Origin of the sequence: Pseudoruegeria sp. HB172150 (genome assembly GCF_013184805.1) — a bacterium.
GTDB lineage: Bacteria > Pseudomonadota > Alphaproteobacteria > Rhodobacterales > Rhodobacteraceae > Psychromarinibacter.
Map to the genome: position 1 here is coordinate 1,712,465 of NZ_JAATNG010000001.1, position 17,955 is coordinate 1,730,419.

Below are 17,955 nucleotides of genomic sequence, written 5' to 3' on the forward strand. Positions count from 1 at the left end.
TAAATAGTGGTACGTCCGAAGGGCGGCGCTATAAATTGTGGGCAAACGAATGAGAGGGGCGGGAGCCCGCCCTTCTCAATATCATTCCCCAATCAACATGAAATCTTAGAGGCGCCCGCGTTAGCGGGTCGAGTAAGACACTATGACCGATGATGAACTACTAGCCGTTCCGGCTTACGCGGCAAACTTCAAAAACATTAGTGATCGAATAGTAAAGGCATCCGTGGAAAAATACGGGGTCACGCTTGACCCTCGCTCTCTGTTGAAGATCAACGGCGTTCGCCTGTTTGTCCAAACGGGCGAAGAGTTTGGACCGGATTTTCTGGAGCAAGCTGTGAATACTTTGCCCGAGTTTGAAGGCATTCGAGTCGCGGCTGGACGACAACAGGCAATCGACAGCGTCAACGCAGAAGAGGCGGACGCCGCAGAGGCAGAGCTAATGGCGCTGAAGCCAGCGGATCGAATTGCTGAAGCTCGCCGGATGCAACGAGTCCGCGCTGCCGCAGGTGATCCACCCGCGCCCGAAAAGACGCCCGAAAAGCGCCTTGCCGAAATCGACAAATCGTTGAAAACGACCCGCGACCCCGGAACGCGCATGGCGCTAGGTCGCGAGCGCGAGCGCCTGACCGATGCACTAAAGGCCAAGACGGCACAGGAGGGCGGCCAATGACCCGCCCACTTTATACTTCGGTGCCCTTGATCGCGCGCGCCTTCCAAGTCAACGAATCTGTCGTTCGGCACCATTTCGCACTAGTGGGATTCCCCCGCGTCGATACCGCGCGGGTGACGACAGACAAGATCACGAAGAGCGGTAAACCCTCAACTCAAAAAGGTTTTTTGCTTGAATCGATAATTGAACACTTCCGCATGTTTCGCACTTTTCGACCGGAAATCGAGGAACGGCTTCGGGCCAGTGCGAAGCCTTCGCACAAAGAGGTGGCGGTATGAGCCCGGATGACCTTTACGTGCGCCGTGATGACGTCGCGCGGGCGTTGAACGTCCGGGGCGCGAACGTCGGTTTCGTGGCCAAGGTACTTGCCCTGTGTAACTGCCGTTTCGTGGTCGGGAAACAGGGCCGCAAATACTTCTATCTGTCCGACGCGCAACGGACCATGGATCGCGTGTTCCCCGAATGGGACTCTGACAATCAAGCGGCGCTGATCGCAATGGCGGCGCCCATCCCCGAGGCAGACCGATGAGCGATACGCCCTTGAAAAATGCGCGACATGAAGCGTTCGCGCAGGGGCTGGCGGAGGGGCTGGGGCAAGCCGAAAGCTATTGCCGGGCTTTTTCAAAGCCGTTGCCCGCAGAAGGCGAAGGCTTCCCCGATGCTGTGCGGGCCGCTGCAACCAAGCTTTCAAAAAAGGTTCATGTTGCGGACCGCGTGGCCTTCCTCAAAAAGCAAAACGCCAAGTTCGCGAGCGATGCGGCGCGCCTGACCGCACAAAGTATCAATAGCATTTTCGCGGAGACCACTTCTGCCGTACTAGAAGCCGCAAAACTCGCCGATTTTCACGGAGAGACGGCGATTGCGACCAGTTTGCGGAAACTTTTGACCGTGATGGCCGGGCGCAGCCAGCGAGCGCAAGACAAGATTGATGCGCCAGAACGACCCCAGAGTGACGGCGGCATCCTACAAGACTTCACCACCAAAATGACGTTCTGGCCCGGTGCGTATCCACAATGACCTCCGATGTAACGATTCAGTCGCTTCTGTACGTATGCGAGAGCGAGGCGGCCCGCCTTGGCGATACGGTTGCCGCGATCAAGGTGGCACAACCTCGCGACCTGCGCCAACTTTTCCAGCGCATCCACCAAACCGCCGATGTACTTTCTGGGGCGCTTACCAAGCTCTCTCATTTCAGCGCACACCTTCCAGATGACGACGCGGCAGGACCCGGAACGGTGCCGCCGCCTGTAAGCAGTCACCTGCTGTTCGCATTCCGCCGTTTTCACATGCTGTGTGCAAATGGCGTGGATAGCGAAGGCCGCATCAACACGGCGAAAAATGCGCGCGCAATTTTTACCGACACCCCCGACCAACAATCAAAAGAGGCCCTACAGGCCCAACTAGCGAGCAACGAAAATGAAACTTAATGAGACCACCATGAACCTTACACGAGGCGAGCGCAGCGCCCTACACTGCGCGATGTTGTCAGCCCTAGGCGCTTCGCCGGGCGAACCCAAATCGCCGGAAGAGTCTGCACGACAAGCCTATGCCGAAGCTGTAGCGCTTCACGACGACCCGGCGCAGATATTGAACATGGCAGATGCTATTGCGGACCATGTTTTCGCGGCGGTTTACGACAGCGATTGTAACTTCGCCTTGGTTGACCCGTCGCCTTTGCTGGAAAGCTGGCCCGATGAGATCGTTGATTGCGCTATCCGTATCGCAGGCTATCGGCGGACACTGGACGGACGGCAACCGGGCAAGCAGCGGTACACAGACGCCCCGGCTGGCGAACCGTGCGCGAAGGTGACCTTGCCGCGCGACCTCTTCGAGGGTGGCGAGTAATGGGCAAGCCGATGCAGACAATTTTGATCGCCGATAATGGACGGGCACTGGCTACAGGGACGGGCGGCGTAATGAAAGGCCTCCGATTTCCCTGCGAGGTGCTGAGTTACGCGGGTGACGGATTCTGCCTAGTCGCCAAGACAGAATCTGACTTGAAGGACTATATCCAGCGCCACCGCGAAAAGCTGTTTCTTTCTTGGCGGCGGGGCACGGCAGCGGCCATGACGGAAGAATCCATCAATGCGATGGTCAAACGGGCGATGGAACCTGCCCCGAAACGCGCGCAGCCCGAAGCGGGGGGCGCGCGGGTGTATGACTGGATGGACCACGTAACGACAGGAAAACAAGAACGGGCGCGCGGTGGAGCGTATTGAATAGGTCACACATGCTGACTCAAATAATAGGTCATGACCCGTTACCTATTTGGGAATGCCCGGAACGGGTGTAGACCCTTAAAAAAATGCCCGCCTTGCCGAAGGAAAAAGCAAAGCGGGCAATCATGAACCGCGTCCCTTATACCAGAGAGCCATTAGAAAAGGCAATAGAGGAAGGGTCAAATAGAAGGATTATGTTATGGCTGTAGCCATCGAAAAACAACCGGGCTCGGACGTGTTCCAGAAGCTTCGGGACCGAAAGAATCCATATCTGAAACCGGCTGCTGATGCAGCTAAAGACGATGTACGCGAGCGCCTACCCATCGAGTATGCCCGCACCGCCGCTGCCGCCGTTGGTAACCACGCGCTTCAGCACAACATGCTGACGCTGGCATGCGCACTAGCCTACGCGGATGCGGGCCTGTACGTCATCGACGCGCACGCGTTGGACGGTAGTGGCAAGCCCACCGGTCCGGGCGGACAGTCGAAAGTGCCGCGCGGCGCACGCTGGGAACAGCGCGCCAGTAATGACCTAGATGAGATTCTGACCTTCTGGACTGGCGACGGCGAATATCCGGAGGACAAGAGCGGGAACGTTTACCCGTATGCGCCTGTCTCGGCACCGCGTAACGTCGCGATTACCTTCCCGGAAGGTTGCGGGCTGTTTGTGCTCGATATCGACGGCGAAGCCGGAATGCAGGCGCTGGAGGCGCTGGAAGACGCGCACGGCAACCTACCAGTTACATGGGAGTCCATTACCGGTTCCGGCGGGTTGCATCTGATCTTCAAGGCGGACGGGCTGGACATCCGCAACACCGCTTCCGAGATCGCGCCCGGCGTCGATATTCGCGGCAAGAATGGGCAGATTATCGCGCCGCCGTCCATCCATCCAAATGGCAGCTTTTATCGTTGGCAGGATGGCTGCGCGCCGTGGGAATGCGACGTAGCAGATGCGCCGGAATGGTTGCGAAAATTGGCGTTCGAGGCGACGAAACACCGGCAAACCGACAAGCCAAAGGCTAAGCAAGAAAAGAAGCGGAAGACTTCCACTAAACGCACTAGCCGCCGTCAGGCGGAGGGCGTCAAGGGGCTGGACGCGCACCTTGCCGATATCGGCGATGGTGACGGTCAACGCGGTTTTGACGCTCCTATCTACGCGGCGGCGTGCGCCTACTTTGCCCGTCATAGTGCCGATGCTGACAGCGCACCGCTGAAAACGGCATTGCTTGACGCGATCCTGTCGTCTGAATGTAAAGACGACCGTGCGGAGTCTCGCTATGCAACCGACGATTACCTAGACACGCGCATTCAACAGGCCCGCGATTACATCGCAGAACAGCGCGAAATCGAGGACGCGGAGCCTTTCGACATAACCGCGTCGCTAGGTGACACGCTCGGCGAAGCATTGGACTCGCTGTCGCGTGGGTTTCGGTTCGTCAACATTGGTGGCGAAGGCAAGTTTGTTCGGCAACTTGCACGAGGCGAACCGCCCAAATTGGACGTGTGGAACACAACGGCGCTCGCGCGTTGGTACTCGAACCAAGAGTACGAATCCGCAGACGGCGGCGATATCAACCCCGTCGCGGTGCACTCTAAGCAGGCCACCCGCTGGGGCGGTACCGCGTTCGCCCCGCCGCCTGCCACGATCAGCGATTCCACCTATAACCTTTTTCGCGGATTCGCTGTTGAGCCCGAACCGGGCGACTGCACGATGCTGGAAGATTTTATCCGGGACATCATCTGCGACGGTGATGAAGAGGCGTTCCGGTGGTTGTGGCACTGGATGGCGCATCTGGTGCAACGCCCCGGTGAAAAGCCGAAGACCGCCGTGGTTATCTGGGGCGACGGCGGAATCGGTAAGGGGCATTTCGGGCGCATCCTTCGGGCGTTGGTCCATCCATACGGCACCACGCTGGGGGACGCGGACTCCGTAATCGGGCGGTGGGCTGGCGAAACACACGCGCTCAACCTTGTCTGCGTATCAGAGGAAGCCGTTTTCAGTGGTGACCGGCGCGTGGCCAATGCTTTGAAGCACAAAGTTGACCACGAAAAGGTGCGCGTGGAGGTGAAGAATATTCAGCCCTTCGAAATGGACTCGTACACGCGGTATGTGTTCGACTCCAACCACCCCGACGCAATCAGCATCGAAGGTAACGGCAGCGAACGGCGTTATTTCGTTCAACGCGTCTCGGATGCCAAGCGCGGGGATATCGACTATTTCCGTCGTCTGCGTGAGCAGATAGACGGCGACGGTATTAAGGCGCTGTTCTATGAACTGGCAACTTATGATCCTGCCAGCGTTGGTATGGAGTGGAGCGATGTTTTTATGGCACCGGAAACCAGTGATCGCGCGGCCATGGAACAGGAGACGATGCGCCCGGTTTATCGCGCCTTCGCTAACATGATCGAGGATGGTGAATTCCATTTTGAGGACGGCATGGAAAAGTACCGGTTTGTCTTCGCCAAAGGACATACACGCATTCCAACGCAATGGCTGCGGGCCTTCGCGGAACGATATGGTGACGTTCGACAGGCCGCAGAGCGCGACCCGGCGCGGGTGTTCGAACGTGTATCGGGTCAGCCGCTCACTGCGGTGCGGTCGCGTGGGAAATGCTACTACCGGCGGTCTGGTGAGCATGATGCGGAAGAATGGTCGGAAATCGAACTGAACCGGAACTGCTACGTCCTGCCGCTGAATATGCTTCCACCGCCGTCAGAGGCTGCGGCGTAGCAGTGTTTTGATTGAAAGAGGCCCGCTAACGCGGGCCTTTTCGTCAATTGGGGTCTCGTAAGTGGTTGATTTTGAACAATGTTCCAATTGTTCCAAGCATGCTCCAATCACAATTCCATCTAACCCTATGTTTTCATTACATTTGTTCCAATGTTCCAATTGTTCCAAGGAAAAAGAAGATAGGAGAGTTTGAGGACCACACACCACTGTCGCACCTTCGACGGCGCACGCCGCGCGCTGCCGTGTGCTTCTTTTTTCTGGAACATTGGAACATTGGAACAAAGACCTAGGAAATCAATGGCTTAGACCGGAACACGACTGGAACATGGTTGGAACAAGCCGGAACATTTGGAACAAAACCCCCTCCACAGCCGCCGCGCGCATTAATTGGAAATATTTTCTCCTTCGTAAGCAATAATATTACGTGTTCAGTTTCGACCAGATTCGACCCAAAAGATGAGAATCATTCGCAACTAGAGGCCTGAATCTCGATTGTTTCCGTGACTCCGTCCTCGATTTAATGTAATTTATCTCAAGATTGATTACGCCAGATTAGGCTAACCTACTGCGCAAGAAAGGGGTTTCGAGTGAAGAAAATACCGGCATTCGCCTATATGAGGACGTCCAGCGCCGCAAACGTTGGTGCCGACAAGGACTCGGACACTCGGCAGCGTGCGGCAATCGAAGGATACGCAAAGGCAAACGGTTTCGAAATCGTCGGGGAATTCTATGACGCGGCTGTAAGCGGCACCGATCCGATTGATACGCGGCCCGGCATGCTCGCCCTTCTGGACGCTGTGCTGTCGAATGGGACGCGCACCATACTGGTGGAGTCGCCCGACCGTTTCGCCCGTGATGCAGTGGTTCAAGAGCTTGGCCACAGACTGCTTAAAGAGCGCGGCGTTGAACTGATACCAACCACAGCGCCGGACTATTTCACGCAAGACAGCCCGACCGCAGAGCTTGTCCGTTCGATCCTTGGCGCTGTCTCTGCCTTTGACCGTCGCATGACAACCGACAAGTTGCGGCATGCACGGGACCGCAAGTCTGCGGCGCTGGGGCGACGCGTAGAAGGCCGCAAGCCTGTGCCTGATACGACCATAGCCGAAGCCAAGCGGCTGTATCGCAAGAGCCCCAAAACAGGCGCGCGTCGTAGCCTTCGCAAGATCGCTGAGGAACTGGAACAGCTTGGACATACGGCACCTAGTGGCAGCGCATACGCAGCGCACAGCATCAAACAGATGTTGCAACGTGCTGGCGTGTATCAGGGTGCCCGCTGACGCGGGCAACCATTACCTCAGACTCGGAATGCTGTGGCACTCAGGCCCGCTAACGCGGGCCACCATTCCCCCAATCACCATTGAACCGCATAGCCTGCCAGCCGCGCAGCCCTGATAGGCTGTAATACTATTGGTTGATATGAGCCCGCGTCAGCGGGCAAGTCGCTCAACTCTCAACAGATGACTTTGACTCTCTTCATTGTCCTGACAATCGCCCCAAACATTGTTTCCAAATAATAAACCGAGGGTCCCTTTCGGGTATACTGTATACGGGGTGGCAACCGGCTCAGTAGGCGACAGTAAGTATTGGAGTATCGTTTGGGTAAGTTAGCACCGGGGGACCCGCCCACATTCAAAATATTCGTCCAACTCGCAATATGCCCCTTAGAAAATTTACCTCATTTTCGGCCTAGTAAACATGCCAAAATGACCCGTTCGCATTTGGCGAAACACCGGATTCAATGGTATAATTCCACATGTCAGGCGCATTACTCTTTTCGTTTTTAATCTCGGGCGAAAAGCGCAAACAGGACTTATCACCTAGCGCCTGACGATTCATTCTAATTTGCGTGGTCTAGTCCTCCCGCAAATATGCGCGGCGGGCATGCCTTCTCCCCATCGCCGCGCGCTCCCAGCGCGTCGCTTCCGTTTCTTGGTTCTGGTTGGGCGGAAGCGACGCGCATCAATCCAGAACAGGCCCCTATCTAATGGAAACCCACGAACTCCGTCTAAAAATCAATGCGGCAGCCGCAAAGAGTGGCGCGCGCGAATTTGTCGGTGCAATCAACGCAATCAAAGCCGCCGTACAGACCGCCGACAAGGCTACAGACGGAGCCTTTCAGCGCATCGATGCATCCAAGGCCACGACAGCCGCAAAGACGACAGAAAAGGCGCTGACACAGACCGACGCGGCAGTGAAACGCCTTGCCGCTTCGATGATGAATGCCACGACCACAGCGAGCAATCGCTTTGCACGTTCTATGGAACGGATGAACTTCGCCGGGAACACGGCAGGGATTGTGAAGCTGGAAAAGGCCTATGCGCAATTCAATCAGACGGTACGAAACGCAGCCAGCCCTGCCGACATCACGCTTGCGACCGCCGAATTCAACAGCGCAGCCAGCGCCGCGAACCGCGCGAACCGTCAGCTAGAAGAAATTAATACGACCATTCGTGCGAACCAGCGCGCCAGCGATGAGGCCAGCGCCGCACTGGAACGCCTCAAGGGCCAGTACAACCCGCTTTATGCCGCATCCAAACAATACGAGACGGCACTAGAAGAAATTGCACTTGCAGAACGCGAAGGCGCGCTATCGGCGCAGGTAGCAAGCGCAGCCCGCGAGCGCGCCGCAGCGCAGCTTTCCGCGTCCTCTGTCGCAGCCGGTCAATACGGCGCAGCAATGAAAGCGAGCGGGCACCAGACGGCATACATGACCGCACAGCTAAACGACATTGGCGTTATGCTCGCGAGCGGTCAAAGCCCGCTCATCCTCGCGATTCAACAAGGTACACAGCTAAACCAGCTTTGGGCCATGATGGGCACGCGGGCTCAAATCTTTTCCACCATGAAGGCCGGTTTCCTTTCCATGGTCAGCCCAATGAGCTTGCTGACCATAGGCGTTATCGCGGGCGGCGCGGCCCTTGCACAGTGGGCAATCAACGCATGGTCCGCTGAGGATGCTGGCAAGTCGCTCGAAGACCAGTTGAGTAGCCTAAAAACCCTTTCCTCCGACCTGTCGAGCACGTTGGACGTGCTCCAAATGACGTCTGACGAACTATCCGCCAAGTTTGGCAAGGCCGCAGAACGCGCCCGCGAAATGGCAATGATTCAAACGCAGTTGAAGATAGGCGAAATCCGCGACGCGCTCGCCGACAATGCCGCCGAAATCGAAAAATCGGCCCGCGCATTCTCGACGGCGGCAACTGGTGGTCACGAACTGAAAACTACGCTGGACAACCTGTCCAACACGTTCGGTATCACGACGCCGCAGGCCCGCGAGCTTAACGACCTTTTGCATGACTACAGCAAGGCCGATGGGCTCGACGCACAAGTTGCGGCGCTCCAAAAGTTGCGCGACTACGCGGAGTCAACAGGAATCGAACTCGCCGATTTCCCGAAAGCGCTTCGGAAGGCGCTTGCGGCAACCGCCGAGTTGAGCAACGAGTCCGACGCCGTTCGCGCGATCATGGCTAAGGCAAAGAAAGAGCTTGAAGGCGGCGCAGATGCTGCCCGTGTTATCGCCAACGTAAACATGGCGGGGAACATAGGCGCGGCGGCCCAACAGGCTGGGGTACTCGCAAGTCAACTCCGGGCAGCCGCAGCCGCAAGCCAAATGATTGGCGCACAGAGCGGGACGCTAGACCCTGTCAGCGGCCTGCCGGTCCCAGACAAGACCGGGCTTAGCTTCGGTCTATCGAATGACAAATACGGAGGAACAGTTGGTGGTGATACCATCCTAGGGTTCGGGGACACCTCCAAACCGCTACCTCGCAATGTCGTGGACCTCGTAGACGTCTTTAATCCCAAGACAAAAAAGGGTGGCGGCGGGGGCGGTTCCGCATCTGACGTCAAGACCTTCGCGGAAGCGCTGAAAGAAATGAATGAAGCGCTGGATTCCAGCCTTGAAAGCATTCAGGCAGAGAATAACGCATTGCAGCTTCTGGCCATGGGCTACACCGACTCCGAAGCCGCAGCGAAGGTATTGGGCGAGGCGATGCTTAGCGGCGTCAACCCGCTGGATGAGTCCACGCTTGCTATGGTTCGCCAGATCGAGGCAGCCGAACGCCTTCAAAAAGAACTAACCGAACTGGCGCGAAACCCGGCGAAAGAATTTGTGGATTCCGTTCCGTCGTGGACGGAAGCCGGAAACCAGATCGAGGAAGGTGTAATTGGCAACCTTCGCGATGGAATCCGCGATCTAATGACCGGGGATTTTAGCCTTGAGTCCTTGGGCGATGCCATACTCGGGACGTTTGCCGACGTGATCGCCGATCAAGCGACCAAAGAGATTTTGCAGCTATTCGGCTGGGACGAAAACGGCATGGGCATTGGCAAGACTATCGCCAAGCTCGGCGGGGAAGAAACCACAGATGCTGCCAGCCTCAGCGAAGGTGCTTCCATGTCCAATGCGATTGTGAACGGTTCCACGCAGGGCGCGGAGATTATGCGCAACGCCATTGTATCGGCATCCACGCAGGCGGGACAAACCACCGGAAGCACTATCGCATCGCAAATGAACACTGCCGCAACATCGTCCGGCGCTGTCATGAACACACAGATAAACAGCGGCGGGCAGACGGCAGCAATGCAGATGCAAAACGGCATCGTGTCTGGTGGTAACACCGCAGCAGCAAGCATGCGAAGCGCATCCAGTGGCGGCGGAGGTGGCGGCCTCTTTAGCGGCGGCGGTATGACAGGTCTTCTTGTAGGCGCGGGCGTATCGCTGCTTGGATCGCTATTCAGTGGCAGCGATGACGAGGCAGAAGAGGACGACCCGAAAGACCCGGTTGGCATCCGACAGTATGCGGAAGGTACGCACAACACGTCCGGCATCCCTGCGGTGCTCCATCCGAATGAAGCAGTTATCCCGCTGAGCAAAGGCCGCAAGGTTCCGGTCGAGATGGATGATGGAAACGGCGCGGGCAACGGCAAGGGCGGTCGCGGCGGCGTCACCAATAACTACACTTGGCACATTCAAACACCGGATGCGGACTCGTTTCGGAAGTCTCAAACGCAAATCGCGCAACAGGCCGCCATGGCTGGACAGAAGGCGCAGGCTAAGAATGGGTAAGTGGGCGCCCGTCTATCTCTTTACCGTGCCCGGAACCGATTACGTCGGATACGCTTCGAACCTGAAAGCCCGGCAGGACCACCGGCACGGCGGGCTAATCCACCGCCCCGGCGCGTTGGGGGACGCCGTACGCGAACTGCGGACGCGTGATCGCTTTTCACCGACCGTTTTGCAGCCAATCCCAGCGGATGAGGTGAAAGCACTTGTCGAGATATGCCCGGACCCGGACGTGAAGGCGTGGGCTGCGAACGAGCGCGCCCACTTCAAGCACGACCCTCGCGCATGGTTTCCAGACCACAACCCCGGCGACGCGGTTTCGCGTTTTGTTGCGAAGGCAATTATTCGCCATCCACCGGGACTATCGCGTTGACGTTGCGAAAACACAACGTAAACGTTGCCACCGCAGGGCGTGGATAGCCGTGACAGCCTACGCTCCGCAAAGGGCGGGCCTGCCTCTGGCCTGTCTAAATTGAGCGAGGGAGCTAGGTGAGTGAGGCTCCCTCGCCTCCACCTTCATAAATCCAGCAGTCTTTCGTACCTTGTCTGACAGTGACATTGCAACCGAGGGGCTGGCGATGGAAAGATTTGCGTGGATACTACCAGTTTTGATTGCAGCGTACGTCTTCCTGACAATTTCGGAGCGAATGAACCGCAGGGCGGCGATCGACCAACACAAGGTCAATCTCCGGAAGGGTGGCCTTATCCCACGCGCGCCGCAGGACATACACAAACGTGCCTTACGAGAAATTGGCGAGGAAACTCCAAACGTCCAATTGCCACGGGTTCGCTATTACGACCCAAATGGATAGGTTCTTAGGAAGCGCATCGCTATCAAACCAGCATACCGCCTTCAGAAATTGTGATTCAAAACAAGGGCATATGAAAAGTCCGCAGACACGGCAGACATTGTCCTTGAAGTTTTCAGCCCCCAAGGCTATATACTCGGGCATTTCCCGGGTGGCCGATGGGAGCGCGTTATGGAAGAGCAAGACGTCAAACCACAAGTGAACGAACCCGCAGACAGTGACGGGGTGGCCCGAAGGCAGCGGTCGACAATCGACTTTCCGTACATGGACCTTTCTGCGGCGATTGAGGTTGCGGCAGCCGCCTTCGAACGTAATGGCGGCGGCACCGTCCAGCCGGATGAGTTGGCTGCGCAGTTGAGCCTTAGTACCAAAAGCTCAGGCTTTCGTACGAGAGTGTCTACGGCGAAGCAATTCGGGCTGATCAACGCGCCTCGTGGGGCTGATACCGTTGAACTGACGGATCTTGGGCTAAAGATAATCGACCCTGAATGGGAGCGTACGGCGAAAGCCGACGCATTTCTTCGTGTGGATTTGTTCCGAACAATCTACGATAGTTTCAGGGCGGGCCATTTGCCACCAGCGGCTGCATTGGAACGCAGACTCGTTGGCTTCGGAGTGGCGGAAAAGCAGTCAGAGCGAGCTAGGCAGGTATTTGAGCGTTCGGCAGAGACAGCAGGGTACTTTGAAAGCGGAAGAGATAAACTTGTTCGCCCTGCGAAACTTCGCGAAGCGGGCGAAGGATCGAGCCATGGCGAAGGGAAGGCAGAAGGAAATGGCGGTAGCCATGATCAGAGGGGAGGCGAAGCGGGGGGCGCTGGTGACGGCGGAAGCGGGGGAGAGTTTGATAATGTGGACCCACTGATCAGAGCACTTCTTGCGCATTTGCCCTCTCCGAAGTCCGTTTGGCCAAGAGCCGACCGAGACGCTTGGCTCAAGCTCGTAGAAGGTAGCCTTGCGTTCATTTACAAAGACGAGAGCGATGCGAGCGGTACAGCGGGTGGACAAAAACAACCCTATTCAGCCTGAGTTTCGGTCAGTGATGGCACCTAACGGTGCCATGCATGTGGGCGTAATTGATGAGGCTATGGCCTTAAAACTTGGTAGAGCCGAGGGGCTTGTTCGCCTCTTGAATGGTTTCGACAATGGTAGACACGCAGGCTTCGGCCTTGCACACATCGAAAGCCATCAAACGCGAAAGAATTATTCTACCGATAAGCTTGGCTTTCGAACGCTGGTACATATGGTTGCGTTTTGTTGCGTTGATCCTGACAAAATATCGATTGGAAACAACGGTCGACCAATCCTTTGGAGAAAGAAGGGCCATGTTTGGATCAAATGCGTGTTGGATTGGTCGGTTGAGAGAGACTGTTGGCACGTCATCACTGCGATCCCAACCGCAAGTTCGCGTGATGCACCGATTTGGGAAAAAGAAGCGGACTGACCGGCGCGTACCCGATCTGGCTTTACCGGAAGCCCCCGCTGCGTGACGTCATCCCAACTTGCCGGCTAAGGACGGTCCCAACGCTCGCGGAGTCCGCTCATGCAAACCAAATAGAAGCCTTAAGCGTCAATTTCAAGGCTTGAGTCACAATCGTCTATTTTGCCGCAGGAGTCCTTTTCCGGTTTTTGGGCTTGTGAGTCAGACGTATGGCTCAAACCTTGAGCCCGCTACAATCGATTGTAAGGAGCCATCCAATCACTACTATTAGGGAGATTAAGCGTTTCCGAGTTGGATGCTCCGGCTATGTGACGATTCGTATCGTCTTCTAGTCTCACCCCGGAAAAGCGATCCGATTCACCCCAAAATGATTCACCCCTTATTCACCCCTTTATGTGACAAAAGGTCAAAAACAGCGGGGTGAATCACCGTATTTCGCTGTCAAGCGAACAATCTCACGTTGCTAAATTTCACTGCAACAAACTGAATTATAAGGGGTTTTTTGGCTCCGGCGGTAGGGATCGAACCTACGACCAATTGATTAACAGTCAACTGCTCTACCGCTGAGCTACGCCGGAACACCGGCTGTCCGTATAACAACACCGATTCACCGCGTCCAGAGGGAAAACGGTTGATTTTGCGATCTGTCACACGCGGTGGAACCGCGCTGAAATCGATAGGCTCGGATGGGCGTGGGCCTGCTTTCTCTCCACGAGATCAATAAGGTGAGCGAAGACGTTCCGCTCTGCAGCGGGAAGCAGAGCTGGCGGCGTGTCAACGTAGATGGCAGCAGTCAGAGCCGCCACGGTTGCAGAGCCATTGCTCAGTTCCAACAAGATCTCCTCCTCACGCTGGCGGCGATGTGCAAGCAACCACTCGCAGCGTGCATTGGTCTCCGTGATAGGGGAGCCGTGCCCGGGATAGAAGACACGAGAATCTAGCGCTTTGATCCGTTCAACGGAGCGCATGAACGCGCTCAAGTCTCCGTCCGGCGGTGAAACGAGCGTGCTGGCCCAGCCCATGACCGTGTCGCCGGTGAAGACCGTGTCGCCCCAACGGAAGGAAACATGGTTTGCCGCATGCCCGGGTGTGTGAAGTACCTGCAACGTCCAGTCATTACCGCCGACTATCTCACCATCTGCCAGCAATACGTCAGCGCGGAACCCGTTATCCAGACCCTCACCGCCACCGCTCAACCCCTGGCGAGCAAGCGCCCGCATTGTTTCGCTGCGACCAGCGAAAGCATTGCCGCGGGCAAGAACAGGTGCGCCGGTCTGTTCCGCCAGGAGTGGGGCGAGGCCGGAATGATCAAGATGCGCGTGTGTGACAAGGATATGTGTGAACCGTTCACCCTTGTTCAGCGCGTGCTGGATCGCACCAAGATGTTCCGGCATCGCCGGGCCGGGATCAATGATGGCGACATCACCTTCCCCTAGAAAGTAAGTGTTTGTCCCGTGAAGGGCCATCGGGGACGGGTTGGGCGCAAGGATGCGCCGGAGCCCTGGCTCGAGCACCAAGGGCTCGCCAGCAACGGGGCTCTGCTCGGCCATGTTCATGGAAACGCTTCCTTGCCCGGTACCAACGAGGCTATTGCTATCCCATGAACTTCGCCTGGGCCAAAACATATATGCCGCGGTCGCTGTACGGGCGTGCGGCGCTGATCCTTCTGGTTCCAGTGGTGACGTTGCAGCTGGTGGTGTCGGTCGTGTTCATCCAGCGCCATTTCGAAGGCGTAACGGAACAGATGACCCGAAACATCGCTCTGGAGCTGCGCTTCCTGCGGGACGCGATAAACTCCGCCGATAGTGTGGCTGCCGCAGGGCAGGCTTTGGCGACAATTGCTGGGCCGCTGAATTACGTCACTGAGCTGCCCGTTGAGCCGCCGGGAGAGTCGTCCCTCTGGTTCTACGATTTCTCCGGAAAGCAGATGATCGAGACTCTGCGGGACGAAATGGAAGGCGTGATTGCTGCCGATCTGGCCCGTTCGTCGAGGGAGGTGACGCTCTGGCTGGCATCGGACAAGGGCGTGCTGGAGGCGACATTCGATCGCCGCCGTGTCTCAGCGTCTAACCCGCATCAGCTGTTGGTGCTGATGATCTTCACCGGCATCCTGCTGACGGTCATCGCGTTTGTCTTCCTGCGCAATCAGTTGAGGCCGATCAATCGACTGGCCGAAGCGGCGACGGAGTTCGGGCGAGGGCGGATCGTGCCATACCGGCCGTCCGGTGCGAACGAGGTACGGGCGGCGGGGAATGCCTTTCTCGACATGCGGGCAAGGATCGAGCGGCAGATGGAGCAGCGGACGATGATGCTGTCGGGGGTCAGTCACGACATGCGGACGCCGCTGACGCGGATGAAGCTGGAGCTGTCGATGCTGGAGCCGGGCGATGAGGTGGCGGCGCTGAAGCGGGACGTCGACGACATGGAGCGGCTGCTGGACGAATTCCTGGCCTTCGCGCGGGAGGAGTCGCTGGACGATCCGGTCGAGTGCGATCCGGTGGCGCTGGTGAAGGAAGTGATCGGACGGTTCGGCGATGGCGCAGGGCTGGCGCAGGTGACGGGCGAGGGCAGGGCGAAGCTGCGGCCGATGGCGGTGGGGCGGGCGCTGGAGAACCTGATCGGGAATGCCCTTCGGTATGGCAGCCGCTGCGAGGTGCGGGTGGCGGTATCGGAGCGGGCGGTCCGGATCTCGGTGGAGGATGACGGGCCGGGGATACCGGAGGACCGGCGGGAGGAGGCCCTGAAGCCCTTCGCCCGGCTGGACGAGGCGAGGAACCAGGACAAGGGGACCGGGGTCGGGCTGGGGCTGGCCATCGCGAGGGATATCGCGCGGCGGCATGGCGGGACGCTGGTGCTGGGGGAGAGTGATGGAATGGGGGGGCTGAAAGCGGACCTGGTGCTGGCCCGCTAGGGGGCGTCCCCATGGGGACGGGGGGTCAAGCCATTGATTTCAGGCATGTTGGCGCAAACCTATGGTGGGGACATGGAGCGGGCCACAGGTTTGAGGTGGTTGGTCCGCAAAAGTGGCCCCCCGGAGCATTGGATAACGCTTGGGAGGGCGCATTCGGGACGAGAAGAAGGGGTGGGAAATGGATACCGGACGACGAAGACGGGGGCAGAGCGAGCTTTTCCTGCGCCTGCGCCAAGGTCGGAGTCAAACTACTAGTCAGAAACGGTGGTTTCGCCGGAGCCAGAACCGTATGAGTTTTGGCGCGCTTCGCCCGTCCTTCCTGGATTGCCGAGCAGCCTCAATATAGTATACCCCCCTATACTAATTTGGAGCGCAACATGTCCCACCTCAACCGCGACAATTCCAGACTGATTGCCCGTCTTCGCAGGATCAAAGGACAGGTTGAAGGAGTCGAGCGCGCGTTAGAAGCGGATGTCGATTGTACGGAAGTGCTTCGGCAGATTGCCTCCATTCGCGGGGCCATGAACGGTCTAACGAATGAAGTCTTCGAAGAGCATCTGCGTAGTCACGTGGTCGATGCAGCCGATACCGCCGCCCGAGAGAAGGGTGCGGAAGAAATGATCCAGATTCTGAGGTCGTACCTGAAATGACGAGAGAGATGGTCCAGAGGAGAGATGCCATGGGTCACACAGATGTCGCGACTCTCGCTCATGAGCACATCTTTCTCGGCGCGAACCAGGAACGCAACGAGCAGAAGATCTGGCTGGTCATTGCGCTAACCGCCACGATGATGATCGTTGAGATCACGGCTGGTCATTGGTTCGGGTCCATGGCGCTCATCGCGGACGGGTGGCACATGTCCACTCACGCAGGGGCTATGCTGATCGCCGTTCTGGCCTACAGGTTCGCGCGGAAGAACGCCAACAACCGCCAGTTCAGTTTCGGCACCGGCAAAGTCGGCGATCTTGCCGGCTTTGCAAGTGCGGTGGTGTTGGCTTTGATTGCGCTCTTGATCGGTTGGGAAAGTCTGCTGCGGCTGGTGGAACCTGTATCGATCAGCTTCAGTCAGGCCATATTGGTGGCGGTCGTCGGCCTGATCGTCAACTTAGTGAGTGCGTGGCTTCTTCGAGACGACCACCACCATAATCATAGCCATGGGCACCATGATCACCGGCACGATCACAACCATCACGAGCATGCTCGGGACAACAATCTGCGAGCGGCATACCTACATGTGCTGGCAGATGCCCTAACCTCGGTCCTTGCTATTGTTGCCCTGTTTCTGGGGCGCACCTACGGGTGGTTCTGGGCTGACCCAGTGATGGGAATCATTGGTGCGATTGTAATCTCGCGTTGGTCGTGGGGGCTGATCCGAGACACCGGCGGCGTATTGCTGGATCGCGTGCCGGATGGCGGGGAAATTGAGACGAAAGTGCGTGAAGCCGTCGAGACCGACGCGGATACGCTTACTGACCTGCATGTCTGGCAGATCGGTCCCGGACACTATTCGGTCATCGCCTCCGTCGCTTCAGAAGCTCCGAAGGCTGCTTCCGAGTACAAGGGAAAGCTTCAACAGATCGATCACGTGTCACACACCACAGTGGAGGTACACCAAGTGGGGCAAAACGCGTAACGAAAGCCTGGCCAGCGAGCTGCCATCGGCTTCATGCTTGTTCCACATCGCCCGGTGTTCTTACGCATCGCGGCTTTGTCGAGGCGATTGCGGCACGTATGGCGCTGGACGCTTCCAAAACGGTGTCTCGGGCCGGTATGCGGGCTGACGTCTTCCGTGGTCGCCAGAAGGCGTGTCATGGCTTGAAAACCGTCAAGAAACCGCAACTTCGCGCGGCTGGGACGTACCGCTTCAGGGTTGGTGGGGAAGTGACGTATGGTGCGGCACAATTCTCAGAATACCGTTGGCATCCTTCCTGTATCCAAAGCTCTTGTCGATCCGGATGGCCTTTTGCCCTGCATCACCAGCGATGCGCGGACGGGCGAGGTGTTAATGCTGGGCTGGATGGATGCGGATGCGTTACGTCTGACGATCGAGACCGGTGCCGAGCATTCACCAGCGGACGATGCCATTCACACTCATCTTGAATGGGCTCC

General features: G+C 57.6%; 17 protein-coding genes and 1 tRNA gene. 16 read left to right on the forward strand and 2 right to left on the reverse strand.

Annotated features, from left to right (window positions below):
• The first annotated feature begins 142 nt into the window (after window positions 1-142).
• From HCO70_RS08180 to HCO70_RS24615, 13 genes are all read left to right on the forward strand, one after another.
• Window positions 143-670, forward strand: coding sequence for a hypothetical protein (locus tag HCO70_RS08180; RefSeq protein ID WP_172294805.1), 528 nt, complete (start codon window positions 143-145; stop codon window positions 668-670).
• Window positions 667-948, forward strand: coding sequence for a hypothetical protein (locus tag HCO70_RS08185; RefSeq protein WP_172294807.1), 282 nt, complete (start codon window positions 667-669; stop codon window positions 946-948). Before HCO70_RS08180 ends, HCO70_RS08185 begins: the two co-directional genes overlap by 4 nt.
• On the forward strand, window positions 945-1,199 hold the full coding sequence (locus tag HCO70_RS08190; protein WP_172294809.1) for a hypothetical protein: 255 nt from the start codon (window positions 945-947) through the stop codon (window positions 1,197-1,199). The genes HCO70_RS08185 and HCO70_RS08190 overlap by 4 nt, the downstream gene beginning before the upstream one ends.
• On the forward strand, window positions 1,196-1,687 hold the full coding sequence (locus HCO70_RS08195) for a hypothetical protein (RefSeq protein ID WP_172294811.1): 492 nt from the start codon (window positions 1,196-1,198) through the stop codon (window positions 1,685-1,687). Before HCO70_RS08190 ends, HCO70_RS08195 begins: the two co-directional genes overlap by 4 nt.
• A complete protein-coding gene (locus HCO70_RS08200; protein WP_172294813.1) occupies window positions 1,684-2,097 on the forward strand; it encodes a hypothetical protein in 414 nt (137 codons plus the stop codon). The genes HCO70_RS08195 and HCO70_RS08200 overlap by 4 nt, the downstream gene beginning before the upstream one ends.
• A gap of 10 nt (window positions 2,098-2,107) precedes the next feature.
• Window positions 2,108-2,515 carry a hypothetical protein gene (locus HCO70_RS08205; protein ID WP_172294815.1) on the forward strand — a complete coding sequence of 136 codons (408 nt, stop codon included), beginning with the start codon at window positions 2,108-2,110 and terminating at the stop codon, window positions 2,513-2,515.
• The gene (locus HCO70_RS08210; protein ID WP_172294817.1) at window positions 2,515-2,889 is read left to right on the forward strand and encodes a hypothetical protein; all 375 of its coding nucleotides are present in this window, start codon (window positions 2,515-2,517) and stop codon (window positions 2,887-2,889) included. The genes HCO70_RS08205 and HCO70_RS08210 overlap by 1 nt, the downstream gene beginning before the upstream one ends.
• A gap of 199 nt (window positions 2,890-3,088) precedes the next feature.
• Window positions 3,089-5,620, forward strand: a complete 2,532-nt coding sequence (locus tag HCO70_RS08215) for a bifunctional DNA primase/polymerase (RefSeq protein ID WP_172294819.1) — start codon at window positions 3,089-3,091, stop codon at window positions 5,618-5,620.
• Window positions 5,621-6,207: 587 nt separating this feature from the next.
• Window positions 6,208-6,900: a recombinase family protein gene (locus HCO70_RS08220; protein ID WP_216665302.1), complete on the forward strand. Its 693-nt coding sequence runs from the start codon at window positions 6,208-6,210 to the stop codon at window positions 6,898-6,900.
• 707 nt (window positions 6,901-7,607) lie between these two features.
• On the forward strand, window positions 7,608-10,691 hold the full coding sequence (locus tag HCO70_RS08225) for a phage tail length tape measure family protein (protein ID WP_172294821.1): 3,084 nt from the start codon (window positions 7,608-7,610) through the stop codon (window positions 10,689-10,691).
• Window positions 10,684-11,061 carry a hypothetical protein gene (locus HCO70_RS08230; protein WP_172294823.1) on the forward strand — a complete coding sequence of 126 codons (378 nt, stop codon included), beginning with the start codon at window positions 10,684-10,686 and terminating at the stop codon, window positions 11,059-11,061. The genes HCO70_RS08225 and HCO70_RS08230 overlap by 8 nt, the downstream gene beginning before the upstream one ends.
• Before the next feature lie 607 nt (window positions 11,062-11,668).
• Entirely contained in the window at window positions 11,669-12,523 is an 855-nt protein-coding gene (locus HCO70_RS08235; protein WP_172294825.1) for a hypothetical protein, read from the forward strand.
• Entirely contained in the window at window positions 12,495-12,938 is a 444-nt protein-coding gene (locus tag HCO70_RS24615; RefSeq protein ID WP_216665303.1) for a hypothetical protein, read from the forward strand. Before HCO70_RS08235 ends, HCO70_RS24615 begins: the two co-directional genes overlap by 29 nt.
• Window positions 12,939-13,438: 500 nt before the next feature.
• Here HCO70_RS24615 and HCO70_RS08240 read toward each other — a convergent pair.
• Window positions 13,439-13,513, reverse strand: a tRNA-Asn gene (locus HCO70_RS08240).
• A 69-nt stretch (window positions 13,514-13,582) separates the two neighbouring features.
• On the reverse strand, window positions 13,583-14,491 hold the full coding sequence (locus HCO70_RS08245) for an MBL fold metallo-hydrolase (RefSeq protein WP_172294827.1): 909 nt from the start codon (window positions 14,489-14,491) through the stop codon (window positions 13,583-13,585).
• A gap of 44 nt (window positions 14,492-14,535) precedes the next feature.
• Here HCO70_RS08245 and HCO70_RS08250 point away from each other — a divergent pair, with 44 nt between their 5' ends.
• From HCO70_RS08250 to dmeF, 3 genes are all read left to right on the forward strand, one after another.
• Window positions 14,536-15,846 carry an ATP-binding protein gene (locus HCO70_RS08250; protein ID WP_172294829.1) on the forward strand — a complete coding sequence of 437 codons (1,311 nt, stop codon included), beginning with the start codon at window positions 14,536-14,538 and terminating at the stop codon, window positions 15,844-15,846.
• 377 nt (window positions 15,847-16,223) lie between these two features.
• Window positions 16,224-16,496, forward strand: coding sequence for a metal/formaldehyde-sensitive transcriptional repressor (locus HCO70_RS08255; RefSeq protein ID WP_172294831.1), 273 nt, complete (start codon window positions 16,224-16,226; stop codon window positions 16,494-16,496).
• A 29-nt stretch (window positions 16,497-16,525) separates the two neighbouring features.
• On the forward strand, window positions 16,526-17,479 hold the full coding sequence (dmeF, locus tag HCO70_RS08260; protein ID WP_172294833.1) for a CDF family Co(II)/Ni(II) efflux transporter DmeF: 954 nt from the start codon (window positions 16,526-16,528) through the stop codon (window positions 17,477-17,479).
• Window positions 17,480-17,955: the final 476 nt, after the last annotated feature.